This window comes from Methylobacterium sp. 77 (assembly GCF_000372825.1).
GTDB lineage: Bacteria > Pseudomonadota > Alphaproteobacteria > Rhizobiales > Beijerinckiaceae > Methylobacterium.
Window position 1 is genome coordinate 3677143 of the sequence record NZ_KB910516.1, and the last position, 24692, is coordinate 3701834.

The 24692-nt window shown below is 66.9% G+C and carries 24 protein-coding genes; 7 read left to right on the forward strand and 17 right to left on the reverse strand.

Annotation, left to right across the window (positions count from 1 at the left end):
- Nucleotides 1-107: 107 nt before the first annotated feature.
- On the reverse strand, nt 108-902 hold the full coding sequence (locus A3OK_RS0117445; protein WP_019906175.1) for an SDR family oxidoreductase: 795 nt from the start codon (nt 900-902) through the stop codon (nt 108-110).
- 129 nt (nt 903-1031) lie between these two features.
- On the opposite strand from A3OK_RS0117445, the gene A3OK_RS0117450 reads away from it, so the two are divergent.
- Nucleotides 1032-1928, forward strand: a complete 897-nt coding sequence (locus tag A3OK_RS0117450; RefSeq protein WP_026597370.1) for a LysR family transcriptional regulator — start codon at nt 1032-1034, stop codon at nt 1926-1928.
- Between the two features lie 68 nt (nt 1929-1996).
- Here A3OK_RS0117450 and A3OK_RS0117455 read toward each other — a convergent pair whose 3' ends face one another.
- The 12 genes from A3OK_RS0117455 to A3OK_RS0117510 all read right to left on the reverse strand — a co-directional run bounded on the left by A3OK_RS0117455 (nt 1997) and on the right by A3OK_RS0117510 (nt 12379).
- Nucleotides 1997-2632: a DUF4194 domain-containing protein gene (locus A3OK_RS0117455; RefSeq protein WP_019906177.1), complete on the reverse strand. Its 636-nt coding sequence runs from the start codon at nt 2630-2632 to the stop codon at nt 1997-1999.
- 90 nt (nt 2633-2722) lie between these two features.
- Complete coding sequence (locus A3OK_RS0117460) at nt 2723-3007, reverse strand: hypothetical protein (RefSeq protein ID WP_019906178.1); 285 nt, start codon at nt 3005-3007, stop codon at nt 2723-2725.
- Between the two features lie 209 nt (nt 3008-3216).
- Nucleotides 3217-4659: a Wadjet anti-phage system protein JetA family protein gene (locus tag A3OK_RS0117465; RefSeq protein ID WP_019906179.1), complete on the reverse strand. Its 1443-nt coding sequence runs from the start codon at nt 4657-4659 to the stop codon at nt 3217-3219.
- 77 nt (nt 4660-4736) lie between these two features.
- On the reverse strand, nt 4737-5078 hold the full coding sequence (locus tag A3OK_RS0117470) for a hypothetical protein (protein ID WP_019906180.1): 342 nt from the start codon (nt 5076-5078) through the stop codon (nt 4737-4739).
- Nucleotides 5075-5542: a PTS IIA-like nitrogen regulatory protein PtsN gene (gene ptsN / locus A3OK_RS0117475; RefSeq protein WP_019906181.1), complete on the reverse strand. Its 468-nt coding sequence runs from the start codon at nt 5540-5542 to the stop codon at nt 5075-5077. The genes A3OK_RS0117470 and ptsN overlap by 4 nt, the downstream gene beginning before the upstream one ends.
- 184 nt (nt 5543-5726) lie before the next feature.
- Nucleotides 5727-6338, reverse strand: coding sequence for a ribosome-associated translation inhibitor RaiA (gene raiA, locus A3OK_RS0117480; protein ID WP_026597371.1), 612 nt, complete (start codon nt 6336-6338; stop codon nt 5727-5729).
- Nucleotides 6339-6490: 152 nt separating this feature from the next.
- Entirely contained in the window at nt 6491-8038 is a 1548-nt protein-coding gene (gene rpoN, locus A3OK_RS0117485) for an RNA polymerase factor sigma-54 (RefSeq protein WP_026597372.1), read from the reverse strand.
- A gap of 484 nt (nt 8039-8522) precedes the next feature.
- Complete coding sequence (lptB, locus tag A3OK_RS0117490; protein WP_026597373.1) at nt 8523-9377, reverse strand: LPS export ABC transporter ATP-binding protein; 855 nt, start codon at nt 9375-9377, stop codon at nt 8523-8525.
- A 38-nt stretch (nt 9378-9415) separates the two neighbouring features.
- The gene (locus A3OK_RS0117495; RefSeq protein WP_051093035.1) at nt 9416-10156 is read right to left on the reverse strand and encodes an LptA/OstA family protein; all 741 of its coding nucleotides are present in this window, start codon (nt 10154-10156) and stop codon (nt 9416-9418) included.
- Complete coding sequence (locus A3OK_RS0117500) at nt 10156-10923, reverse strand: lipopolysaccharide-assembly, LptC-related protein (RefSeq protein WP_051093036.1); 768 nt, start codon at nt 10921-10923, stop codon at nt 10156-10158. Before A3OK_RS0117500 ends, A3OK_RS0117495 begins: the two co-directional genes overlap by 1 nt.
- Nucleotides 10924-11246: 323 nt before the next feature.
- A complete protein-coding gene (locus A3OK_RS0117505; RefSeq protein WP_019906187.1) occupies nt 11247-11873 on the reverse strand; it encodes a ribonuclease D in 627 nt (208 codons plus the stop codon).
- 110 nt (nt 11874-11983) lie between these two features.
- Nucleotides 11984-12379, reverse strand: coding sequence for a helix-hairpin-helix domain-containing protein (locus A3OK_RS0117510; RefSeq protein WP_019906188.1), 396 nt, complete (start codon nt 12377-12379; stop codon nt 11984-11986).
- Nucleotides 12380-12715: 336 nt separating this feature from the next.
- On the opposite strand from A3OK_RS0117510, the gene rpmF reads away from it, so the two are divergent.
- Nucleotides 12716-12904, forward strand: coding sequence for a 50S ribosomal protein L32 (gene rpmF / locus A3OK_RS0117515; protein ID WP_018046018.1), 189 nt, complete (start codon nt 12716-12718; stop codon nt 12902-12904).
- Nucleotides 12905-13003: 99 nt separating this feature from the next.
- Here rpmF and A3OK_RS23040 read toward each other — a convergent pair whose 3' ends face one another.
- Entirely contained in the window at nt 13004-13279 is a 276-nt protein-coding gene (locus A3OK_RS23040) for a hypothetical protein (RefSeq protein WP_026597376.1), read from the reverse strand.
- 98 nt (nt 13280-13377) lie between these two features.
- Nucleotides 13378-13998, reverse strand: coding sequence for a polyhydroxyalkanoate synthesis repressor PhaR (gene phaR / locus A3OK_RS0117525; protein WP_026597377.1), 621 nt, complete (start codon nt 13996-13998; stop codon nt 13378-13380).
- Nucleotides 13999-14323: 325 nt separating this feature from the next.
- Here phaR and A3OK_RS0117530 point away from each other — a divergent pair, with 325 nt between their 5' ends.
- Together A3OK_RS0117530 and phbB are read left to right on the forward strand one after the other, a co-directional pair.
- Entirely contained in the window at nt 14324-15505 is a 1182-nt protein-coding gene (locus A3OK_RS0117530; protein WP_019906191.1) for an acetyl-CoA C-acetyltransferase, read from the forward strand.
- A 200-nt stretch (nt 15506-15705) separates the two neighbouring features.
- Nucleotides 15706-16434: an acetoacetyl-CoA reductase gene (gene phbB, locus A3OK_RS0117535; RefSeq protein WP_019906192.1), complete on the forward strand. Its 729-nt coding sequence runs from the start codon at nt 15706-15708 to the stop codon at nt 16432-16434.
- 121 nt (nt 16435-16555) lie between these two features.
- Here phbB and A3OK_RS0117540 read toward each other — a convergent pair whose 3' ends face one another.
- Complete coding sequence (locus A3OK_RS0117540) at nt 16556-17458, reverse strand: peptidylprolyl isomerase (protein WP_019906193.1); 903 nt, start codon at nt 17456-17458, stop codon at nt 16556-16558.
- A gap of 457 nt (nt 17459-17915) precedes the next feature.
- On the opposite strand from A3OK_RS0117540, the gene A3OK_RS0117545 reads away from it, so the two are divergent.
- From A3OK_RS0117545 to A3OK_RS0117555, 3 genes are all read left to right on the forward strand, one after another.
- Nucleotides 17916-18128, forward strand: coding sequence for a hypothetical protein (locus tag A3OK_RS0117545; protein WP_019906194.1), 213 nt, complete (start codon nt 17916-17918; stop codon nt 18126-18128).
- A 296-nt stretch (nt 18129-18424) separates the two neighbouring features.
- Nucleotides 18425-21322, forward strand: a complete 2898-nt coding sequence (gene secA / locus A3OK_RS0117550; RefSeq protein ID WP_019906195.1) for a preprotein translocase subunit SecA — start codon at nt 18425-18427, stop codon at nt 21320-21322.
- 330 nt (nt 21323-21652) lie between these two features.
- The gene (locus tag A3OK_RS0117555) at nt 21653-22408 is read left to right on the forward strand and encodes a cell wall hydrolase (RefSeq protein ID WP_245259447.1); all 756 of its coding nucleotides are present in this window, start codon (nt 21653-21655) and stop codon (nt 22406-22408) included.
- Between the two features lie 24 nt (nt 22409-22432).
- Here A3OK_RS0117555 and A3OK_RS0117560 read toward each other — a convergent pair whose 3' ends face one another.
- Nucleotides 22433-24370 (reverse strand): potassium transporter Kup, encoded by a 1938-nt coding sequence (locus A3OK_RS0117560; protein ID WP_019906197.1) that lies wholly within the window; start codon nt 24368-24370, stop codon nt 22433-22435.
- Between the last annotated feature and the right edge of the window lie 322 nt (nt 24371-24692).

The window sequence follows — 24692 nt, forward strand, 5'->3', positions numbered from 1 at the left end:
GAGGGAGTATGGCGAAGCCCGGCATGAACGCCACCGGCCGATGATGCAAGTCGGCGGCTCGATCCACTGCCGCCAACTCGCGCGGCAAGTCCTTACCTGGCATCCCCTCACGCAATGGTGGGGACGATGCCGCCTTCCGCGCGCAGGGCGGCGCCGTTGGTGGCGGCCGAGAGGGGACTGGCCAGATAGGCCACCATCGAGGCGACTTCCTCGGGCTCGATCATGCGCTGGATCAGCGAGAGCGGCCGATGCACCCGGAAGAACTCCTCCTCCATCGCCTGCGGCGAGGCCGTGGGATCGGATGCGACGCTTCTCAGGAAGTCGACGATGCCCTCCGAGCGGGTCGGTCCGGGCAAGACGGAGTTCACGGTGACGCCGGTCCCCTTGGCCAGCTGGGCGAGGCCCCGCGCGATGGCGAGCTGGGCCGATTTCGTCACGGCGTAATGCATCATGTCGGGCGGCGGCAGCAGACCCGATTCGCTGGAGATGAAGATGATGCGCCCCCAGTCGCGCTCGATCATCGGCTGGAAATAGGTCCGGGCGAGGCGGGCGCCTCCGACCACGTTCACGTCGAAGAGCCGGCGCCAATCGTCGTCCGAGATGTCCGCGAAGGCCTTGGATTCGTAGATGCCGAGGTTGTTCACCAGCACGTCCACATGCGGAACCTCGCGGGCAAGGATCGCCGCTCCCTCCTCGCTCGCCGCATCGGCCAGTACGGCGCGGACCACACCGGCACCGGGCACCGCCCTGACGAGGGATGCGGCCTCATCGAGCTTGGCCTGCGAGCGACCGGTGATCACCACCTCCGCGCCTTCGCCGGCCAGGGCCTTGGCGATGGACAGGCCGATTCCCGCCGTCGAGCCGGTGACGAGGGCGATCTTGTCCGCGAGCTTCAAATCCATGGGTCGATCCTCCGTTGCAGCGCGGATGCCGCGCCTGTCCATGGACCACAGGTGCGCCCGAGGACCATTGATGAGAAGGACGCGACCAGGCACGATGGTCGTGCATCGAAATCACGAATGGAGCCGTCGGTGGACAATCGTCTCGGCGAGATGGAGGTTTTCGTGCAGGTGGCCCGGACCGGGAGCTTCGCCGCGGCCGCCAGGGCCCTGCGACAGACGCCCTCGGCGGTGAGCCGGGCGGTGGCACGGATCGAGGCGCGCGTGGGTACGCGCCTGATCGTGCGCACCACTCGCTCGCTTCGCCTCACGCAGGAAGGCGAGACCTATCTGCTCCGCGCCGGCGATGTTCTGGCCGAGGTCGATGCCATTGAGGGCAGCCTCGATCGCGGCTCGGCCGAACCGAGCGGCATCCTGCGGGTGAATGCGTCGGTCCCGTTCGGAATGCATGTTCTGGTGCCGATGCTGCCGGCCTATCTCGCGGACTTCCCTCGGATCACCATCGATCTCACCCTGACCGATGAAGTGGTCGATCTCGTCGAGGCGCGAGCCGATATCGCCATCCGGATCGGTCCGTTACGGGACACGCGCCTGCGGGCGAAGCGCCTGGGCTCGAGCCGGATGGTCGTCGTGGCGAGCCCCGGCTATCTGGCGGAGCATGGATCTCCCGACCATCCGGCGGAACTGGAGCGGCACAGATGCCTCAATTTCAGCTTCCGCCGCTCGCTCGATTCGTGGCCGTTCCGGGTGGACGGCGCGGTGGTCCAGCGGCCGATCACCGGCAATTTCTACGGCAACTCGGGAGAGATCGTCCGCATCATGGCGATCGGCGACGGCGGTATCGCCCGGCTTGCCCGCTTCCATGTGGGCGCAGACCTCGCCTCAGGCAGGCTCGAACCTCTGCTCGAATCGTTCAACCCGGGCGATGCCGAGGATATCCATGCGCTCTATGCCGGCAGCGAACGCCTGTCGCCGCGCCTGCGCAGCATGCTGGATTTTCTGGGTGAGCGAATGACGGTCGAGGGTTGAGCCGTGCGCCGCCCGTGTTTCATGTGAAATCTTAACCATGGGGTCCGAGGGCGCCCGTCGACCGGGTCTCAGACTTCGTCCTCCATGCGTGCCGAGGCCCAGGCGCGGACCTGCTCCATCCAGGCATCGGGCGACAGCACGGCGATTCCGGGCAGCACCATCAGGGGCGTGATCTTCTCGACCTTGTCGCGCTCGCCGAGACGTAGGCCGCCTCTGCGGGCGAAGAAACGCAGGATCTCCGTGAGGCGGGCTTCTTCCGGTGCTTCGCTGCGCGCGGCGGTGCGGATCGATTCGGCGATGTCGTCGGTGGTGCATTCCACCACGCCGTCGGTGGTGACGCGATGGTCGCGGAGCCCCTCTTCATAGGCGAGTCGAAGCGCGAGCAGCACCAGGGTCTCGTCCTTGCGCAGGCGCTCGGCCTGCCCATCGTGGCGCACGCCGTCGGCCGGCACGCGCAGGAACACCATCTGATCGCGGGGCGAGACCTCGAACCCGTAGCCGAGGCAGGCGAAGTAGCTCTTGAAGAAGGGCGCGTAGTGCCGGGCAATGTCGTAGGACCGGCCGATGCCGGGCGTGTCGGCGTAAAGGCACTGGCTCTTCAAGACGACCTGCAACGCGCGGGTCAGGTCATCCTCGGACGGCGCGCGTGCGCCCGGAGGCGGCGGTTCGTCACCATCGACGATGGCGCGGAAGGCCTCGATCATAGGGAGGATCCGGTCCGGTCGAACGGGACACGGTGCCCCGTCATCCCGCCTCGTTAGCCGGATCGCGGCCCCGACACAAAATCCGCTCCCTCACGCCGCCTTGGCGGGAGTGGGTTTGGCGGAGGAGGCCTTGAACAGCGACAGGCATTCCGTGTCGCGGTGCATGCTGAGGATCGAGGCGCGGTCGATGGACGGATTCTCGGAGAGCACCCGCTGCACCTCCTCCACCACCTTGCCGTAGCGGGCGGCATCGAAATTCCGCTCCAGCGGGCTGACGGCGATGTAGGTCTCGACGACGAGGACGCGCTCCGTCCGCTCTTTGCCAACCTCGACGGCGATCCAGGCGGACTTGATCAAGCATTTGCCGGAATTCATGGGTGAGCATCCTCTCAGCTCCCGCTTTATACGGGTATGGCAAGAGAATGATCCGACTTCGCGCTCCTGCCAAGGGCATGAACACTCTTGTGATCGCGCCGTGGCCATCCCGAAGATTGTGCAGCGCAATCGAGCCAATCGCGTTTCAGATCACGATGTGAGAGAACGCGATCTCGCGTCTCGAGATCCGATCGAGCCTGCGCGGGCCGTCACCTCGACGATCCTCGCTCGGTGCCCGCAAGCCTGGCGCCCTGTCGCCGCGGGATCGGCTGGGGAGCCGGGCGCGACCGCTCCACCAGGAAATCCGGACAGTCGAGCCAGCCGTTGGAGACGCGGCCCTCCACCCGCGACAGGCGGTAGCGGGCATTGAGCAGACCGTCGAACAGGACGTCGATCTCGCGCAGGCGCTGAAACACCACGAACTCGTCTACATCCGCCACGGTGATCTCGGAGCCGCGGATGGCGGGGCTCGCCCCGAGTTTGCGTTCGACGAAGGCGATGACCCGCTCCGGCGTCACCATCACCCGCTGACGGAAGGCGTCCTTGGCCAGGATGAAGGCCTCGATCGCCGGGTCGAGGCGGATCTCCGGCAGCGGCTCGGACAGGATCGCCGCCCGCCTCATCCGGGGGGTATAGACATGCGGCTCGCCGATGGGCGGGCGTAGCAGGGAGACCTGCGCGGGGGGCGCAGCATCCGACCATTCCGCGGCCCCCACCGCCCGTAGCGCCGCCGCCGTGCGCTCGATCCGGTCGGAATCGCGATGGTCCATGTAGCGGAGAGCGGCCGCGATCCGGCGCTCCAGCCGGGCGACGATGTCGGCCACGCTGTCGAGATGGCGGTCGATGCCCTCGAAGATCGACAGGATCTCGGCGAGATCGCCCCGCACCGCCCGCTCGGCCAAAGTGAGGTCGGCGGCCCTCCCCTCGCGCAGTCCCGCTTCGGCGAGCGCCCGGATGGTGAGGTCGTCGCGCAACGCGCGGCCCGCCTCGCGGACGATGCCGGAGCGGAAGCGGAACGGGTTCAGGCGGGTGTGAAGCGTGCGATAATCACTGACGAGATGGCGCGCCACGAACTCCTCGAAATAGAGCCGGAACGCGGTGCCCTGGTCCTCTTCGCGAAGGATGCGCTCCTCGATCTTGCGCATGGAGCCGGCGAGGCTGCGCAAGTGGCCGAGGAAGGCACGAGACGCCTTGGCCGCGTTGACCAGGGCCTCGGAACGCTCGGCCGGGTTGGCGACGGCGCTCTCCAGGCTGCCCAAAACTTCGAGCACCGCGCCGCCATAGGATCGGGTCTCGCCCCGGTCGATGCGCGCGAGTTCTTCGACGACGTGGCGGGCATCGGGGTCGAAATCCACCACCGGCACGTAGCGCTCGCGCCGCTCCACCAGCCAACCGGCATCGAGGAGGCGCCGGTAGACCGCCGAGCGGCGCTCGATCGGATCGGCCGGCGTCGCCTCGTCGTCGGCGATCTCGCCCTGGGACCAGTCGGCCGAGAAATCGCCGATGGAGGCGAGCACCTCGCTCTTGCGCAGCGGCTCGGTGGTCTCGGCAAAGACGCGCGCATGCAGGTGCAGCAGCAGGGCCGCGTTGAAGGCCCGGCTCGGAGACGCCAGCGGCTTGAACAGGTCGTCGGAGAGGCGGGCGAAGAGCATGGCGCGTGAGCGGAGGACAGCCCGCGCCCCGGCCTCAAGTCAATCGAGGGGCACCAAAGGCCTGTGTGCGACGGCTCTCAGAGGCCGCGGCAGCGGGTGCGGACGAGACCCGAGAAGTCCTTCTCGGAACTCTGCACCTCGTTGAGCTTCTCGCCGCGCTCCGCTCCCGAGAGGCAGCGGCCATAGACACTGGCCACCCTGCGCATGGTCTCCACGTGCCGGCGCCAGACGCGGCAGCGATTGGCATCGTCGCCCTCGGCCTGTTCGAGCTGGTCGATGGCCTGTCGCTGCATCGAGTTGGCGACGAGCACGTCGCGGGCGCAGGCGACATCGGCCCGGGCGGGGACGACCCATAGGGTGAGCCCTGCGACCGCGGCCGCCGTCAGCGCCCGTTCGCCCTTTGCATGGAGACGGATCATGCCGCTTCCGATTTCGTCGTCTGGGTCAGGAGAGCGTAGAGCGCATTGGCATCTCTCGCCGCGCGGATGCGGTCGAGGACGCCCGGCTCGCGCAGGAGCCGCGCGACCTGGGCGAGCGCCTTGAGGTGCTCGGCCCCTGCCCCTTCCGGGGCGAGGAGAAGGAAGGCGATATCGATCGGCTGGCCATCCAGCGACTCGAAATCCACCGGGCGCTCAAGGCGGGCGACCAGGCCGAACAGCCGGTCGAGGCCCGGAAGCTTGCCATGAGGGATCGCGACACCGTCGCCGATGCCGGTGGAACCCAGGCGCTCACGCTGGAGCAGGGTCTCGAACACCTCGCGCTCGTCGAGCGCAGGCAGTTGACGCACCGCATGGGCGCTCAATTCCTGGAGGATCTGCTTCTTTGCGCGCGCGCGCAGAGAGGTCACCACGGAATCCGGACTGAGGAATTCCAGAACTGGCATGGAAGGACTGTCGCCCCATCGGCGACGGCCAAACGGACGCCGCTCATTTAAAATAACGCTCCGGATGCGTGGTTCCCACGCATCGCGAAACGGCCGATGGTCGGCAAACAGCCTTGCGGCGGTCGGGCGCAGCACTTTGGATCGGCCAATTCCGAAGAGAGAATTCCCCCTCCGGGCCGATGCATCAGGCCGCTGCGTCCGGCGGGTCGACCCAACCGATCGCTCCGTCACTGCGGCGGTATACGACGTTGATGCGCCCGGTGCCAGCGTGAACGAACACGATCACCGGGGCGCCGGTGAGATCGAGGGCGGTCACGGCCTCGCTCACCGAATGACGCTTCAGCGCCTTGGTGCTCTCGGCCACCACGGGAGGGTGCGCTTCGTCTTCCTGGTCCGCATCCTCATCGTAATCGTCCCCGTCCAACTCGCTCGGGGACTGGAACACCGCATAAGCCGCTTGGACCGTCGCCCCCTCATGAAGGGCCGCGCCATGATCCTTGAGGCGATGCTTGTAACGCTTCAAGCGCTTCTCGAGCTTGTCGGCGGTCTGCTCGAAGCTCGAATGCGGGTCGTGCGAAGCACCGGAGGCTTCGAGGGTGAGGCCCGAGACGAGGTGGAGCACGCAATCCGTGCGGTAGGCCGTTCCGTCCCGCCGAAGCGTCACATGGCCGGAGCAGGTGCCGTTCATGTGGCTGTCGAGATATTTCGACAAGGTTCCGGCCATTCGCTCTTCGACACGCCCGCGAAGGGCTTCGCCGAGGTCCAGGCCATGGCCTGTGACACGCAATGACCCCATGTATCCTCCGGTTTTTTCGACTTTCGGCAGGCGAGTAAAGGAGCCTCGGGGGGAGAAGTCAACGGAATCGGACGCCGGCTTAGAGCCACCGGACGCGGATTGTCGCTGGGCGGCCGAGAGCCGCGATGGGCGAGGCCGGATCGGCGAAAACCTCAGCGCGCGTAGGCGAAATGCTCGCGGCGGCGCTCGATCGAGGATGGGATGCGCAAGGATTCCCGGTACTTCGCCACCGTGCGCCGGGCGATGTCGATGCCCTCGTCGCGCAGGCGCTGAACCAGGGCATCGTCGGAGAGCACGGCGCTCGCCGCTTCGCCGTCGACGAGCTGCTTGATCCGGTGGCGCACGGCCTCGGAGGAATGCGAGGCGGTGCCGGCAGCACCCGGAATGGCGGCGGTGAAGAAGTACTTCATCTCCAGCGTGCCCCGGCTCGTGCCGATCGACTTGTTGGAGGTGACCCGCGAGACCGTGGATTCGTGCATGCCGATCGCCTCGGCCACGGTCTTGAGGTTGAGAGGACGCAGATGGGCGACCCCGTTCACGAAGAACGCGTCCTGCTGGCGCACGATTTCGGAGGCGACCTTGAGAATGGTGCGCGCCCGCTGCTCCAGGCTCCGGGTCAGCCAGTTGGCGGTCTGGAGGCATTCGGACAGGAACGCCTTGTCGCCATCGGCCGAGGCGCCGCGGGAGACGCGGGCGTAGTAGCTTTGGTTCACCAGCACCCGCGGCAGCGCCTCGGCGTTGAGCTCCACGAGCCAGGACCCGTCGGAGGCCGCACGCACGAACACGTCGGGGATCAGCACTTCGACGGCGCGCGAGCCGAAGGCCCGGCCGGGTTTGGGGTCGAGCCGGCGCAGTTCGGCCAGCATGTCGACGAGATCCTCGTCGTCGACGCCGCAGAGACGGCGAAGGCTCGGGAAATCGCGCTTTGCCACGAGGTCGAGGCGCGAGACCAGCGCCTGCATCGCCGGATCGAACCTGTCGCGCTCGCGCAGCTGCAGGCTCAGGCACTCGGCGAGGTCGCGGGCGGCGATGCCCGGCGGATCGAAGGTCTGGATCAGCTTGAGGACCCGCGCCACCGAATCGAGGCCGGCGCCGAGGCGCTCGGCCACCGCGTCGATGGATTCGCGCATGTAGCCGGCATCGTCCACGGCATCGATGAGGAAGCCGGCGATCAGCCGGTCGGTCGGATCGCGGGTCGCCAGGTCGAGCTGCGCGCTGAGATGCTCGCGCAGGGAGACCTCGGAGGTCAGGGTCGCCTCGAAATCGGGCGCCTCGCCGTCGAAGCTGCCGCCGGTATTGCCGTAGGGCGCCGGCGTCAGGGAGAGCATGTCGCCCGATGCCGCCTCGCGGGCATGGGTGGGATTCTCGTCGGAGAAGACGTTGTCGAGCCGCGTGTCGAGGACGCTCTCCATCTCGGCGCTGCTGGCCGTGAGCTCGGTCGACATCCAGTTATCCGGCTCGCCGGATTCGAAGTCGCCATCTCCATCGCCCGACGCTTCCGGCGCCGCCTCCGCGACCCCGCGTTCGCCGTCGGGCTCGCCCTCGATCCGCTCGAGAAGCGGGTTGCGCTCGAGTTCGGCATCCACGTAGGCGGCAAGGTCGAGTTGGGAGAGCTGAAGGAGCTTGATTGCCTGAAGAAGCTGTGGCGTCATCACCAGGGCTTGGCCCTGGCGCATTTCTAGCCGCTGCAGCAAACTCATGGTGTCGCCCCGACGCCTTCAGGTGAGCCCAACCGGACGACCGCACGGAAGCCCGACGTCGGCCGGCATGAATATTGCTTCTTTTTCTCTTATCACATGTCTATCGCCATCTCGCGCCCACGTCAAAGCGCGATGTGGGCGATCGCCATGGCCGTGCCGCGCCGCAACATCGCCCGCACCGGACGTCGACACGACCGGCTCGCGTCGGTGCTTGGCAACCATCTCATTTTAAACAGGAAACGTTTTTCTACTGAGCGCCAGGCGCCGTAGATTCGCGAACCGACATGCACAAAACGCATGCAGAACGTGCGAGGCATGAAGTTTGCCGCCAAATGAGGCAGTGGACAAGGCGGGACAAGGCCGGTCTTCCAACCGCAAGCTCGGCCACTTCCGGATTGCCGAAGACGGGCAATCCAAAGGCTCGGGTCCTACGACGGGAAACATGGTCTGCGGATAGGGCTCTACACCGGCTCGCGCCGATGGCTCAGAGGCGAAAATCCTCGCCGAGATAGAGCCGCCGCGCATCCTCGTTGGCGACGATCTCGTCCGGCGTGCCTTCCGTGAGGATGCGGCCGGAATGGGCGATGTAGGCCCGGTCGATCAGGCCCAGCGTCTCGCGCACGTTGTGATCGGTGATCAGCACGCCGATGCCGCGTTGCTTGAGGTGCTTCACCAGATCCTGGATGTCGCCGACCGCGATCGGGTCGATACCGGCGAAGGGTTCGTCGAGAAGCATGAAGCTCGGCGAGGTCGCCAGCGCCCGGGCGATCTCGCAGCGGCGGCGCTCGCCGCCCGAAAGCGCGATCGACGGCGCTTTGCGCAGGCGCGCGATATCGAATTCCTCGAGGAGCGAATCGAGCTTGCGCTCACGCTCCTTGCGGTCCGGCTCGACCACTTCGAGCACGGCGCGGATATTGTCCTCCACCGACAGGCCGCGGAAGATCGATGCTTCCTGCGGCAGGTAGCCGATGCCGAGGCGGGCGCGCTGATACATCGGCAGATGGGTGATCGGCAGGCCATCGAGACTGATCGAGCCTCGGTCGGCAGAGACGAGACCGGTGATCATGTAGAAGATCGTGGTCTTGCCCGCGCCGTTGGGGCCGAGCAGCCCCACGGCTTCGCCGTTGCGGACGGTGAGGCCGGCTTCGTGCACCACGGTGCGCGCGCCGTAGCTCTTGCGCAGGCCCTCCACGTGAAGGATGCCCGGTCCGCCGCCATTCCCCGACAATCCGGCCTCGCCGACGGCGGCTCCCTTCCTGCCGCGGCCGAAGAGGCGCGACAGGAGGGACGGCGCGCGAGCGGCGCTGAGAGGGGCGGCTCTGGAGATGCGCGGGCTGATCGGGTCTGGCGTCGAGGGCGACACCGGCAGAGCGGCGGTCAATTGGCCTGCGCTCTCGGCTTCGCGGCGGGCTTGTCCGCATTGGCCTCGGAGGGTTTCGGCGCGGGCTTTGCCGCGACGCCGGCCGGCTGGGCACAGCCTTTGGCGCCCCCTTTCGGCGCATCGTCCTTCTGCTGCGGCACGATCATCGCCGAGACGCGCCCGCCGGGCACAGGGTCCATGTTCGCCCGTCCGGTGTTCATGTCGTAGACGAGGCGGCTGCCGCGCGTGACGTTCTGGCACTGGCTCAGCACGACATTGCCGGTGAGCACGATGCGCTTGGCCTCCTGGTCGAACACGGCGTTGTCGCCGGTGGCGACCTGGTCGTTCTGCACCACGGTCACGGGGCCGGCGCATTCCACCTTTTGGATGCCGTTCTCGGCCATGCCGCCGGGTGATTTGGCGGGGGCATCGGCGGCGGGAGCGGGCGCACCCGGCTTGGCGTCCTTGCCGCGCTTGTAATGGACCGTCATCGTCGAGCAGCGGATGGTGCTGTCGCCCTGTACGGCCACGACGTTTCCGGCAAAGATCGCTTTGTTCTCGCGGTCGAACACATCGAGCCGATCCGCGTCGATCTTCACCGGCTCCTTGCCGCCGCTCGCGCCGAAAGTCCCACCGGGAGCGACGGGCTTGCTCGCCTTCGCCGCTGCCGGTGCCGTGCCGGACGCGGTCTGCGCGACCGCGCCGCCTGCCGCCAGGATGCCGAAGACAGCGAGGGTGGAGAACAGCGTGGAACGGATCACCGGCGATCCTCCCCGTCCTGCGGTTCGGCGGCGGAGGTGAGGATGCGCGGCGACTTCACGTCGGGCTTGATCTCGGATGCGGCCTGGCTCTCAGCCTTGTCCGACCCGTGGAACAGCGCATGGACGTTGCCGATGAAGGAGATGACCCGGCCGTTATCGACCATGTCGAGACTGTCGGACACGACCGTCCCGGTGGGCAGGGTGACGGCCACGGCCTGATCGGATTTCACGGTCCCGGCCTTGAAATCGATGGCGGCGGTCTGGAGGCGGACGTCTTCGCCCTTATCGGTCCATAACTTGATGTCGCGTTCGAGCGACAGGGTCTCGCGCGCCGAATCGAACAGGCCGGCGGCGGCCTCCATATGGGCGAGTCCCCCCGAATCGTCGGTGACGAGATGGCCCTTCATGGCCTGGAGTTCGATCAGCGTCGGCTTGCGCACGTCCTGGAAAGCGGCGGTGGCGATGACTTCGTAGCCCCGGTCGCCCTTCCTGAAACCGGACAGGCGCGGGTTTTCCATCTTCACCTTGGTTCCCGACAGGGTGACGGGCCCCATGGTGACGGCGGGCAGAACGGTGCCGAAAGGGTTGAACAGCGTCCCCACGGCAAGGGCGACGATCGCTGCGCCGGCCGCGAGGGGGATGAGACGGCGCAGGTAGCGCACCTGCGTGCTGTGGCTGCGGGCTCGCGTATGGGCGCGATGACGGCGCGCATCGACTCCCGATGCCGTCGTCCCGGTTGCGTGGATGGCGTCGACCCCGTGCATGGTGATGATCCGAGCCGCTCCGCCTGATCGATCCGACGTGGATGCCATGTCCAGCAACATGGCAGTTCCTGCAAATCATGTGCTGGGCCGCGCGAAACGGCGACAGCCATGGTCCAGCGCCGGATGCGCGCGGCCGATGGCGAAGTTGTGGCCGTGCCAAGACCTTATGAGCGGAGCATTGAGGAATCATCAACCGGCCCGGGCCGGAGCGATACAACCGATGTGCGGCGGCGCACCGTCGCGGTTCGACGTGGACCGGCTTTGCGAAGGCGCCACGGCGGGTGCCACCGATCTCGCCGACCGAGTTCGGTGAGGCCGGACGTTCAGGTGTGGGCGAAGATGTCCGTCTCCGCCCAGCCCTCGAGATCGAGAAGGGATCGGGTCGGCAGGAAGTCGAAACAGCTCCGCGCAAGGTCGGTGCGGCCCTCGCGGGCCAGCATCGCATCGAGCCGGGTACGTGCCGCATGGAGATGCAGCACGTCGGAGGCTGCGTATTCCACCTGCGCCTGACTCAAGCTGTCGGCGCCCCAATCCGAGGATTGCTGCTGCTTCGACAGGTCGACGCCGACGAGTTCGCGGACCACGTCCTTGAGGCCGTGCCGGTCGGTGTAGGTGCGGGCGAGCTTGGAGGCGACCTTGGTGCAGTAGACCGGCGCCGGCATCACGCCGAAGGCTTTGAACAGCACCGCCAAGTCGAACCGGGCGAAATGGAAAATCTTCGTCACCGCCGGATCGCCCAGGACTCGCTTGAGCACGGCTGGCGGAGCGGAGCCGGGCAGGATCTGCACGACGTCGGCGCTGCCGTCGCCACGCGAGATCTGGACGACGCAGAGCCTGTCCCGGTGCGGATTGAGACCCAGCGTTTCGGTATCGATGGCGATGGCCGCCCCCGGCACGTAATCGGCCGGGAGATCGCCGCGATGGATGCGGATGATGGGCTGGGGAGGCATCGGGGCTTATGTCTTCTGGCGGGAGACCAAGGTCTCGCGCCGCGTAACACCGTGCCCCTCGGCGAACAACCCGGCGCCGGGATCGGTGCCGGGTCGTTCAAGCGGCGAGACTACTTCTGCTTGGCGATCACCTTGTCCTTGATCCCGTCATAGACGCCCTGGGTGAGGATCTTCTTCGACACGAGCTGATCCTTGCCGCGGTAGGGGCGGCCCTTGACGATCGCGGCCGAACGCGCGGCTCCGATGCCGGGAAGCACCTCGAGCTCGGCGGGCGAGGCGCTGTTGAGGTCGATGAGATCGGTCTTGGCCGCCGGCGCGACAGGGGCGGCCGCCGTGGGGGCGGTCGGTTTGTCCATCGAGGGCTTGGCCGGCGCGGCGGGGGCCATCGGCGCCTTCGGCACGGTGGTCGATGGGGTGGGGGTCGCGGGGCTCGGCGTCTGCGCCAGGGCGGGAGCGGCCCCGAGGCAGGCGAGCACCGCCAGGGTGCGCAACAGGGATGTGGACATGCGAGATGGGGTCATGACAATCTCCCGAAATGCGGCGGCGCCGTCTTCGTTGAAGCGTCACCGCATTCGGAGTTAGGGCGTGGCGGTTGAACCGGCGCTTAACGGCCCATCACAGGCTCGCGAGCGCGGCCTGGACGCAAGCGCCGTCAGGCGGAAGGGGCGGAACCGCCGGGCGGAGGCTCGTATCTGTCGCCTCGCCTCCGACGGCTCTAGCCAGACGGCGGTTGTGCAGCTATACACCCGCCATCGAATCTCCGTTTGAACACGGTGCCGAGGTTGCCTCCTCTCTCGCGGGGTGGCGCCCGAGCATCCTTTTTGCCGTAGCAGGACTACCCCATGGCCGTTCCGAAGCGAAAGACCTCCCCCTCGCGGCGCGGCATGCGCCGGTCCGCCGACGCCCTCAAGGCCCCGACCTATGTCGCCGACAAGGATTCGGGCGAGCTGCGTCGTCCCCACCACATCGATCTGAAGACCGGCATGTACCGTGGTCGCCAGGTCCTCAAGGTGAAGTCGGCCGAGGCCTGAGCTTCTCTCGTCGTGAGCGTCCCGGCGGAGAGCCGGGATGATGCGATGTCCGATGAGAACCGCCTTCGGGCGGTTTTTGTCGTTCTATGCCGTGGTGGATCAGGCGCGCCGCCGATTCGTCACGGCCAACGGCGTCTCGGCGTAGCGCGCCGTGGCCGAGCGCATGCGCTCCGCGCGGGATGCGCGCATCGCCGGGTCCGAACTGACCATGAGCTGGGTCAGGAATTCGGCTCTCGGCCTGCCGTAGGCGAGGCCCGCCTTGCGGCCGACCGGCTCGCTCCCGTCGATGACCACGAGCGTCCGCGTCGCATCGTGATCCCCTGCGGGACCCGTCGGTGCCGTTTCCGGACAACCATCCGTGCCGGTTCGTGCCATGCGCGCCTCTCTGCCTGCGATCGGCAGGGAAGGCGCAAGGGTTGGGCCGTCGTTAACGGTTCGTCAACACTTTCTCGGGACGCTCAGCCGAACCGAGCCTACTTCTTGGCGAGATCTTCCAGGCGGTTGCGCATCTCCGCCATCTGCCGCTTCAGCTCGTCGAGGTCGCTGTCCGACGAGGGCGCGGATGCCGCAGTGACCGACGTCGGCTGCGTCGGCGTCGATGCGGAGGTCTTCATGCCCGAGAGCGGCCCGGTGCCGAAGGTCGTGAACATCTTCATGGCATCGCCGAAGAAGCTCATATTGGCCCGCACCTGCTCCTCCATGGCGCTCTGGAACACCGTGGGGGCGAAACTCTGGTTCATCTTCTCGCGCAGGCCGTCCTGGTCGCGGGCGAAATTGGCCATCGAGAATTCGAGGAAGCTCGGCACCATCGTCCGCATGCTGTCGCCGTAGAAACGGATGAGCTGGCGCAGGAAGGCCACCGGCAGAAGGTTGTCCTCGCCGGCCTTGTTCTCCTGCTCGAAGATGATCTGAGTCAGCACGGAGCGGGTGATGTCGTCGCCCGAGCGCGCATCATAGACGAGGAAGTCCTCCCCGTTCTGCACCATGGTCGAGAGATCCTCGAGCGTGACGTAGGTCGAGGTTCCCGTATGATACAGCCGCCGGTTCGCGTACTTCTTGATGACGGTCTGCTGGGACTTACCGTTCTCCGCCATCCTCGTGGCCTTTCCCGACACATTCATTCCAGCGCCCAATCCCTTCGAGGCCCGATGCGCCGTCCGGGTATCATTCGTATCCGCGCGTGGGCGGACCTTAAGGCTTTCGCCCGCTGACGAAAACAGCAATTCGACCCGGATCCCCGCAGAATAGTGCCACACGCCGCGCAGGCCCCTCGGTGACAAACATCGGCAGGTCACTCACCTCCCTTCCCGGCGCGCTTGACTTCACCCTGCCCAACGCTTTCATCGCTTCAGTTGGCCTCAAGCGCGCATGCCCATCGGAGGGCTTCAACGTCGCGCAGGCCGAATGAGGAGAACGTCAATGGCAGCGGAAGACATCGTCATCGTGGGCGCAGCGCGCACCGCAGTGGGATCGTTCGGAGGCGTCTTCAACACCGTCCCCGCCCATGAGCTCGGCGCCGTGGCGATCAAGGCCGCCCTGGATCGTGCCGGCGTCTCCCCGGACGACGTCGACGAGGTGATTTTCGGACAGGTCCTCACCGCCGGCGCCGGCCAGAACCCCGCCCGCCAGGCCGCCATCAAGGCCGGCATCCCCGAGAAGGCGACGGCCTGGGGCGTCAACCAGGTCTGCGGCTCGGGCCTGCGCACCGTCGCGCTCGGCATGCAGCAGATCGCCAACGGCGACGCCACCGTGATCGTGGCCGGCGGCCAGGAATCGATGTCGCTCTCCCCCCATGCGCAGTACCTGCGCGGCGGCCAGAAGATGGGCGACGTGAAGCTCGTCGACACCATGATCAAGGACGGCCTGTGGGATGCCTTCAACGGCTACCACATGGGCACGACCGCCGAGAACGTGGCCCAGGCGTTCCAGCTGACGCGCGAGCAGCAGGACGAGTTCGCCGTCAAGTCCCAGAACAAGGCTGAGGCCGCCCGCAAGGAAGGCCGTTTCAAGGACGAGATCGTCCCCGTCACCGTCTCGGGCCGCAAGGGCGACACCATCGTCGACACCGACGAGTACATCCGTGACGGCGCCACCGTCGAGGCGATGGCCAAGCTCAAGCCAGCCTTCTCCAAGGACGGTACCGTGACGGCCGCCAACGCGTCGGGCCTCAACGACGGCGCCGCCGCCCTCGTGCTGATGTCGGCCTCCGAGGCCGAGCGCCGGGGCATCACCCCGCTCGCCCGGATCGTGTCCTGGGCCACCGCCGGCGTCGATCCGAAGGTGATGGGCACCGGCCCGATCCCAGCCTCCCGCAAGGCGCTCGAGAAGGCCGGCTGGAAGCCGTCCGACCTCGATCTGATCGAGGCCAACGAGGCCTTCGCCGCCCAGGCGCTCGCCGTGAACAAGGACATGGGCTGGGACACCGACAAGGTGAACGTCAATGGCGGCGCCATCGCCATCGGCCACCCGATCGGCGCGTCGGGTGCCCGCGTCCTCGTCACCCTGCTGCACGAGCTGAAGCGCCGCGATGCCAAGCGTGGCCTCGCGACCCTGTGCATCGGCGGCGGCATGGGCGTCGCCCTCTGCGTCGAGCGCGTCTGATCAGCCGCGATTGAATACAGTATAATTTGCTGCGCCCCTGACAAAACCTTGGGAAACTCTCTGGGATAATTCTTGAGGGCGCAGCAAATTTATATGGAATGGGCGAGAAGGCCCGAGTGGGCTAAGCCCTCTCGCACTGCGAACGTGCAAGAAATTGCACCCTACGAACAATCAAGCATTCAAGAAAATCGGAGGAAGCCATGGCTCAGGAACGCGTTGCCCTCGTCACGGGCGGAACACGCGGCATCGGTGCCGCGATCTCGACGGGCCTCAAGGCCAAGGGCTACAAGGTGGCCGCCAATTACGGCGGCAACGACGAGGCGGCCAACGCTTTCAAGGCCGAGACCGGCATTCCGGTCTTCAAGTTCGACGTCGGTGACGCCGCCGCCTGCGAGGCCGGCATCAAGGCCGTCGAGGCCGAACTCGGCCCCATCGACATCCTCGTCAACAATGCCGGCATCACCCGTGACGGTGCCTTCCACAAGATGACCTTCGAGAAGTGGCAGGCGGTCATCAAGACCAACCTCGACTCGATGTTCACCTGCACCCGCCCCGTCATCGAGGGCATGCGCGCCCGCGGCTTCGGTCGCATCATCCTGATCTCGTCGATCAACGGCCAGAAGGGCCAGGCCGGCCAGACCAATTACTCCGCCGCCAAGGCCGGCGTGATCGGCTTCGCCAAGGCGCTGGCCCAGGAAAGCGCCTCGAAGGGCATCACGGTCAACGTGATCGCGCCGGGCTACATCGCCACCGACATGGTGATGGCGGTGGCTGAGGACATCCGCAACAAGATCATCTCGACGATCCCCGTGGGCCGTCTCGGCGAAGCCGCGGAAATCGCTCGCGCGGTGGAATACCTCGCCGCCGAGGATTCGGGCTTCATCACCGGCTCGACCCTGACGATCAACGGCGCCCAGTACATCGCCTGACGCTTTCCAGGCGTCGGCCGGCTGGACAAAAGAAGGCCTGCCCCGGCGACGGGGCAGGCCTTTTCCGTCTCGAACCCGGAGGAACTCCTTTTGTAAGAGTTCCTCCGCGATAACTCGCGCTTTACGGCTTCTTCGGCTCGGCGCCTGCATCCGTGCGCTCGATCTTGGCGCTCTCCCGCAGTTTCAGGATGAGATCCTGCTGCGATTTGCGGGTGAGGTACTGGTCGACCTGGTCCTTCATCTCGGCGAAGGTGGGCACCGGCTTGGTGCGCTTCTCCTCGACCTTGATCACGTGCCAGCCGAATTGCGTCTTGATCGGGTCGGAGACCTGACCGATCGGCAGCTTGAAGGCGGCCTCCGCGAAGGGGGCGACCATGCGCTCCTTGGTGAACCAGCCGAGATCGCCGCCCTCGGTCTTGGAGCCGGGATCCTTCGAGGTCTCCGCGGCGATCTTCGCGAAATCCTCGCCGCCCTTGATCCGGGCCGAGATCTTCTTCGCCTCTTCCTCGTTGTCGACGAGGATGTGACGGGCATGGACCTCCTCATCCGGCTTCATCGTGGTGAGGGTCTGGTCGTAGAGCGCCTTGGCGGCCTCCGGCGTCACCGACTTCTTGGCCTCGCGCTCCAGGTACTCGTCGAGGAGGAGCTTGCTCTTGAAATAGGCGAGCTTGCGCTGGAACTCGGGCGAATCGGCCACCTTGGCCGCCTCGGCCGCCTGGGCGCCGACCTTGAGGTCGACCATGTAGTCGATGAGCAGGTTCTTCTTCTGCGCCTCGTCGACGCCGGGCAGCGACAGGGCCGGGTCTTCCGCCGCGATGGCGAGATCACCCGCGGTCACCGGCGCGCCATTCACCTTGGCCACCACCGTCTCGGGCGGCAGCGGAGCGGCGGCCGGCGCGGGGGCCGCAGCCGGTGCCGGCGGCGTCTGCGCCAGGGCCTGCAGCGGCAGGACGACGGAGGCGAGCGGCAGGGCAAGGGCGAGCGCTACGGCGCCCGAGCGCCGGAGGAGGTGAGGCGTCGTCATGATGGGGTTCCTCGAAGAGTAAGGGTGCCACGCCGTCGAGGCTCTGTCCGGCCGGGTTTGAGACGTGGCAACAGCGAGCGGCGGGACGCCGCGGAGATCTGTGGGTGAGAGGTGGCGCGGGCAAGGGGTGAAGGCAAGCTCGGCCGAGGTTTGCGACGAATCCGCCGGATCACGATAAAGCGGCCTTAAGCCCGCGCGGCTATCCTTCGGCGACTCGTGGACGAAGGCTCGCAGGGAGAGCGGCATGCGGACCGGTTTCATCATCGCGGCGGCAGTCCTGGCACTGTCCGGAACGGTTTCGACCGCGGAGGCAAGGTTCCGCGGCGGACGATCCGTCCATGTCTCCCGCCCGGCCCCGTCGGTCGCTTCCACGAGATCCCTTGCCTTCACGAGATCCCCTGCCTTCACGAGATCCCCTGCCTCCACGAGGTCCCCTGCCTCCACGAGGTCCGCGGCTTTGGGTGTCGGAATCGGGGCCACCCTGCCCGTCCGCTCCGCCAGGGCGGACATGGCCGGCGATGCCTCGACGGACCGGCCCGTGACCCTGCGGCCGATCCTCCCCGTGACCGCACCGGCGCCCATTCCGGCGAAGGAAGCCCGCACGACCGCCGCCTGGTGTTCCGACAAGCGTATCGTCGGGTCGGGCTCAGGCTTCTGCGAAATCAACTGAACCCTGCCGGTTCCGCCGTCCCGGAGCCGATTCGCGCGCTCTCGACCTGTCCGTCCAGACAATTTGCCCGTCCGAGCAATCCGCCCTTCCCGGGAAGGCGCGGGCTTTTTGTCGTCGCACGCGAAAGCTTTCGCGATTCCCGCATGGGGGCGGCGCGACAGGCGCTGCGGCAACGGCCGGCGCGACCGCATGACGACGCTGCCCTTTCGGATGCGTCCTGCAATATTTACCTCTATAAGCCCGCCCAACACACACTTCCGATATCTCGCTTCAGATATCTCGACCGCAGGTTCACGATGCTCGGCGCCCTCGCTAAGAAGATTTTCGGCTCGTCCAACGACCGCCGCGTCAAGGGCTATCGCCCGCGCGTTGCCGAGATCAACGCTCTGGAACCGGAGATCGCGGCCCTGTCCGACGAGGCGCTGCGCGCCCGGACCGTGATGCTGAAAGCCGAGCTCGCGGCCGGCAAGAGCCTCAACGACATCCTCGTGCCCGCCTTCGCCACCGTGCGCGAGGCGGCCAAGCGTGCCCTCGGCCAGCGCCATTTCGACGTGCAGCTCATCGGCGGCATGGTGCTCCACGAGAGCGGCATCGCCGAGATGCGCACCGGCGAGGGCAAGACCCTGGTGGCGACGCTGCCGGTCTACCTGAACGCCCTGTCGGGTCTCGGCGTCCACGTGGTCACCGTGAACGACTACCTCGCCTCCCGCGACGCCGAGTGGATGGGCCGGGTCTACCGCTTCCTCGGTCTCACCGTCGGCACCATCGTCCACGGGCTCGACGACGAGCAGCGCCGGGACGCCTATGCCTGCGACATCACCTACGGCACGAACAACGAGTTCGGCTTCGATTACCTGCGCGACAACATGAAATACGAGCTCTCGCAGCTCTCGCAGCGCGGGCACAATTTCGCGATCGTCGACGAGGTCGATTCGATCCTGATCGACGAGGCGCGCACCCCGCTCATCATCTCCGGTCCGGTGGACGACCGCTCGGAACTCTACGTCTCCGTCGACGCGCTGATGCCCCATCTCGAGAAGGAGCATTACGACCTCGACGAGAAGCAGCGCTCGGTCTCGCTGACCGAGAGCGGCAACGAGTTCATCGAAGACCTGCTGCGCGGCGCGGATCTGCTGAAGGAGGGCGACCTCTACGACGCCCACAACGTCAGCCTCGTCCACCACGTGAACCAGGCTCTGCGCGCCCACACCCTGTTCACCCTGGACAAGGACTACATCGTCAAGAACGACGAGGTGGTGATCATCGACGAATTCACCGGCCGCATGATGCAGGGCCGGCGCTACTCGGAAGGCCTGCATCAGGCGCTCGAGGCCAAGGAGCGGGTGACGATCCAGCCCGAGAACCAGACCCTGGCCTCGATCACCTTCCAGAACTACTTCCGCCTCTACACCAACCTCGCCGGCATGACCGGCACCGCCTCGACGGAGGCCGACGAGTTCGCCGAGATCTACAAGCTCGAAGTCGTCGACATCCCGACCAACAAGGAGGTCGAGCGCGTCGACGAGGACGATGAGGTCTACCGGACGGTGGGCGAGAAATACGACGGCATCATCGCCGAGATCGAGAAGGCGCATGCGCGCCACCAGCCGATCCTGGTCGGCACCGGCTCCATCGAGAAGTCGCAGCACCTCGCCGAGATGCTCATCAAGGCCGGCTTCCGCCAGCTCGACTATTCCGACCTGAACGCGCTCACCGACGTCTATGCCGCCGCCCGCGAGGGCCGGGTGACCAAGACCTTCGCCGTGCTGAACGCCCGCTTCCACGAGCAGGAGGCCTATATCGTGGCCGAGGCCGGCGTGCCGGGCGCCATCACCATCGCCACCAACATGGCCGGGCGCGGAACCGACATCAAACTCGGCGGCAACCTCGAGATGCGCCTGGAAAAGGAGCTCGCCGACCTTCCCGAAGGCGCCGAGCGCGATGCCAGGACCACGGCGATCAAGGCCGAGATCGAGGAGAACCGCGCCAAGGTGCTGGCCTCGGGCGAGCCCGCCGACATCGAGGCCGGTCGCAAGAAGCCCCTCCCCGGCGGCCTCTACATCATCGGCACCGAGCGCCACGAATCGCGGCGCATCGACAACCAGCTGCGCGGCCGCTCCGGCCGCCAGGGCGATCCCGGCCGCTCGAAATTCTACCTGTCGCTCCAGGACGACCTGATGCGGATCTTCGGCTCCGACCGCATGGACGGGATGCTGACCCGCCTCGGCCTGGAGAAGGGCGAGGCGATCATCCATCCCTGGATCAACAAGGCGATCGAGAAGGCGCAGCAGAAGGTCGAGGCGCGCAACTTCGACATGCGCAAGAACGTGCTCAAATACGACAACGTCATGAACGACCAGCGCAAGGTCGTGTTCGAGCAGCGCCGCGACTTCATGGGCCAGGACAGCGTGCGCGACACCGTGGACGAGATGCGCCACGGCGTCGTCGACGATCTCGTCGCGGTCCACGTGCCCGAGAACGCCTATGCCGAGCAGTGGGACATCGAGGGCCTGCGCCTGCGCGTCACCGAGGTGCTGAACCTCGACGTGCCCGTAGAGGATTGGGCCAAGGAAGAAGGCATCGCCGACGAGGAGATGCGCGATCGGCTGCGCACCGCTTCCGACGAGGCCTATGTCGCCCGCACCGAGAAGAACACGCCCGAGGTCATGACCTATGTCGAGAAGCAGGTCCTGCTCCAGACCCTCGACCATCTCTGGCGCGAGCATCTCGTCACCCTCGACCACCTTCGCCAGGTGATCGGGTGGCGCGGCTTCGCCCAGCGCGACCCGCTCAACGAGTACAAGTCCGAGGCGTTCGAGCTCTTCAACAGCCTCGTCGGCAGCCTGCGCGAGCAGGTGACGCAGCAGCTGGCCCGCATCGAGATCACGTATCAGGAGCCGGAATCGCAAGGGGTAAACCCGTTCGCGAGCCCCGAACTGCCCTCCATGTTCGCCCAGCACCTCGATCCCGTCACGGGCGAGAACGAGATGGATTTCTCCGGGCGCGGCACGGGCAGCGACGGCGGTGGCGGGCCGGCTTACGGCTACGCCGCCCAGGCGATGTCGACCGATGCCGCCGTGATCGAACGCGATCCGAACGACGCGACCACCTGGGGCCGTGTCGGGCGCAACGAGCCCTGCCCCTGCGGCTCGGGCAAGAAGTTCAAGCACTGCCACGGCAGCCTGACGGCCTGAGACGGAGAAACCGGTGCGGTGTGGCCTCGCCGCATCGGTTTCCTACCAAGCTACTCATCGCACGACTGATTTTTCGCGAACCGGTTCCCCCGTCCGGGTCCGGTTCGCTGGCTCCGGCACTGCCAAGCGCCTCACCCTTTCCAAAAGAAACCACATTTCCCGCCGAGCTAGACCGTTCAGGAAAAACGGGAGCGGGACGGCATGGGGTATCCCCGATCGGCGACGACAGGACTTTACGGGGTCCTGCTGATGACGACGATGGGCCTCGGCGCCTGCAATTCTCCCACCACGACCGGCTCCCTCGGTGGCCCGGGTCTCGCCGCGAAGCCCATGGCGGTGAGCGACGCGGAGCGCGACTGCCTCGGCCGCGCCATGTATTTCGAATCGAACCGCAGCGATTCCGACGGCCTGCTCGCCGTCGGCACGGTGGTGATGAACCGTCTGGAGGCGGCGGCCTTCCCGGATGGCGGTATCTGCGCCGTGGTCGGCCAGCCCCGTCAGTTCGCCACGGGCGTGCTCACCAAGCCGATGACGGAAAAGGACCTGACCAAGGTCGCGGACGCCGCCGACGCGGTCATTGCCGGCCAGCGCCACCCGAAGGTCGGCCGCGCCATGTACTTCCACACCGCCGGACGCACGTTCCACTACAACAACATGCATTACGTGGCGGTGGCCGGCGGCAACGCCTTCTACGAGAAGCGCAAGCCCGGTGCCGTCGAGCAGGCGACACCCCCTGCCGCCCTGGCCTTTGCCGCGACACCGGTCGCTGCTGTCCCCGAGGCTCTGCCGGCCCCGGTCGTTCCGGTCGCGACGGAGACGGTTGCCGCGAGTCCGGCCGCCGAAGCCTCCGCAACGCCGCTGGCGGTTGCCGCTGCGGGCGAGGCAGCGAACGCCCAGGCGGCTCCGTCGGCATCGTATCGCGCTGTCACCACTCACGCGGCAACGAGTGCTCGGGCTAAGGCCAAGGTCGCGGCAAAGCCGCAGGGCAGAACCCACGTCGCGCATGCCGGCAGCCCGGCGACGCTCGCCGCACTGGCTCCCGAGGCACCGCCGCCGCCGCCGATCATCAACCTGCCGCGGCCGTAGCCCCTCGAGGGGGAAAGGCCGGCCTCAGACGGTGACCTGCGTCCCCACTTCCACCACGCGGCCGGTGGGGATCTGGAAGAAGTCGGTGGCGTCGTTGGCGTTCTTGGCCAGCGTGATGAAGATGCGGTCCTGCCAGAGCGGCATGCCGGAATGCGCGGCAGGGCGGATCGAGCGCCGCGACAGGAAGAACGACGTCGCCATGATGTCGAACTTGAAGCCCTGCTTTTTCAGGAGCGTCAGCGTCCGCGGGATGTTCGGCGTCTCCATGTAGCCGAACTTCATCACGATCTTCGAGAAGTGCGGGCCGATCGGCTCCATGCGGATACGGTCCGCATCGCTGGAGCGCGGCGTATCCACGGTCTCCACCGTGAGGATGACGTTCTTCTCGTGCAGCACCTTGTTGTGCTTGAGGTTGTGGAGCAGGGCGGCCGGCGCGATCGACGGGTCGCTGGTGAGAAACACCGCCGTGCCGCGCACGTGGTGGGGCGGGCTCTTCTCCAGCATGCCGACGAGTTCCAGCAGCGGCACGTCGGTCTTGCGGGTCTTGTTGAACAGGATGTTCACGCCCCGCACCCAGGTCCACATCACGATGATGAGGCATCCGGCGAGGACCAGGGGCACGTAGCCGCCCTCGAACACCTTCAGCAGGTTCGAGAGCAGGAACAGGAACTCGATGAAGATGAACGGCATGATCGCGGCGGCGGCGGCGATCGGCGACCACTTCCACGACTTCCACAAGACGATGAAGGCCATGCTCGCGGTGAGGAGCATCGTGCCCGTCACGGCGATGCCGTAGGCCGAGGCCAAGGCCGAGGAGGACCGGAACAGCACGGCGAGCACCACCACGCCGATGAGGAGCAGGATGTTCACCTGCGGCAGGAAGATCTGGCCCGAATGCGATTCCGAGGTGTGACGGATTTCGAGGCGCGGGAGCAGGCCGAGCTGGATCGCCTGTCGCGACAGCGAGAACGCGCCGGTGATGACGGCCTGGCTCGCGGTGACGGTGGCGATGGTCGCCAGGATCACCATGGGCAGCAGGCCCCATTCGGGAACGAGCTGGAAGAACGGGTCGGTCGTCTCGGGCACGTTGAGCACGAGGGCGGTCTGGCCGAGATAGTTCAGGGTCAGGCACGGGGCCACGAGGCCGAGCCACGCCACCTGGATCGGCCGGCGCCCGAAATGCCCGAGATCGGCGAAGAGCGCCTCGGCGCCGGTGACCGCGAGGAACACCGCGCCCAAGGCCACCAGCGCCCCGGTGCCGTGGCCGAGGAGGTAGTGCACCGCGTACCAGGGATTGAAGGCGAGGAAGACGTCCGGCCGCGAGATGATGTGCGGCAGGGCCGCGAGACCGAGGGCCAGGAACCACACCACCATGATCGGACCGAAGAAGGCCGCGACCTTGCTGGTGCCCCGGCTCTGCACCATGAACAGGGCGAAGATGATCGCCACCGTGATCGGCAGGACGTAATGCTCGAAGGCCGGGGTGACGAGCTTCAGGCCCTCCACCGCCGAGAGCACGGAGATCGCCGGGGTGATCACGGCATCGCCGTAGAACAGCGAGGCACCGAGCAGCCCAAGCATGAAGACGATGCGCGAGCCGCCGAGCGCCTTGCGGGCCAGCGCCATCAGCGAGAGGATTCCGCCCTCGCCGTTATTGTCCATGCGCAGCAGGATGACGACGTACTTGATCGTGACGATCAGGAGCAGCGCCCAGAGGATCAGCGACGTCGTGCCGAGGATCTCCTCGGGCAGCAGGATCCCGTCCGCCCTCGCCGGGCCGAGGGCTTCGCGGAACGCGTAGAGCGGGCTGGTGCCGATATCGCCGTAGACGACGCCGACCGAGCCGACGACCAGCGTCCAGAAGCTCGTCTTCCCGTGCCCGTGCTCGGCCGGCCCGCTCTCGGGCCGGGCCGCGGGATCGGGCTGAGCGCCGGGTACGCTCGGGGTAGCGGTTTGCGTCATGCGCTGCGATCAGGCTTCTGCGACGGAGAGAGGGGTCGAAGGGGGAGGCTTGGCTTACCGCAGGGCGTTGGTGGCGGAGACTGACGAGTCGAGAGCGGAAACCGACACTCGGTCCCCCATCGCCCGAACACGTCGGCACGGACACCTCGCGACCGGTCCCGAGCGTACCAGCGCGAAGCATGCCAACGTCGTATCATGCGGCCGTTGGGCAGAGAACGACGATCCCGTGACCGGCGAACCCTCCCGCTTGCAGTCCTCGTCGCAGGCGAGCGAGCGCGCTCGCCCCGCACCGAGGCAAGGCAGGACGACAGGGTTCGTGCCG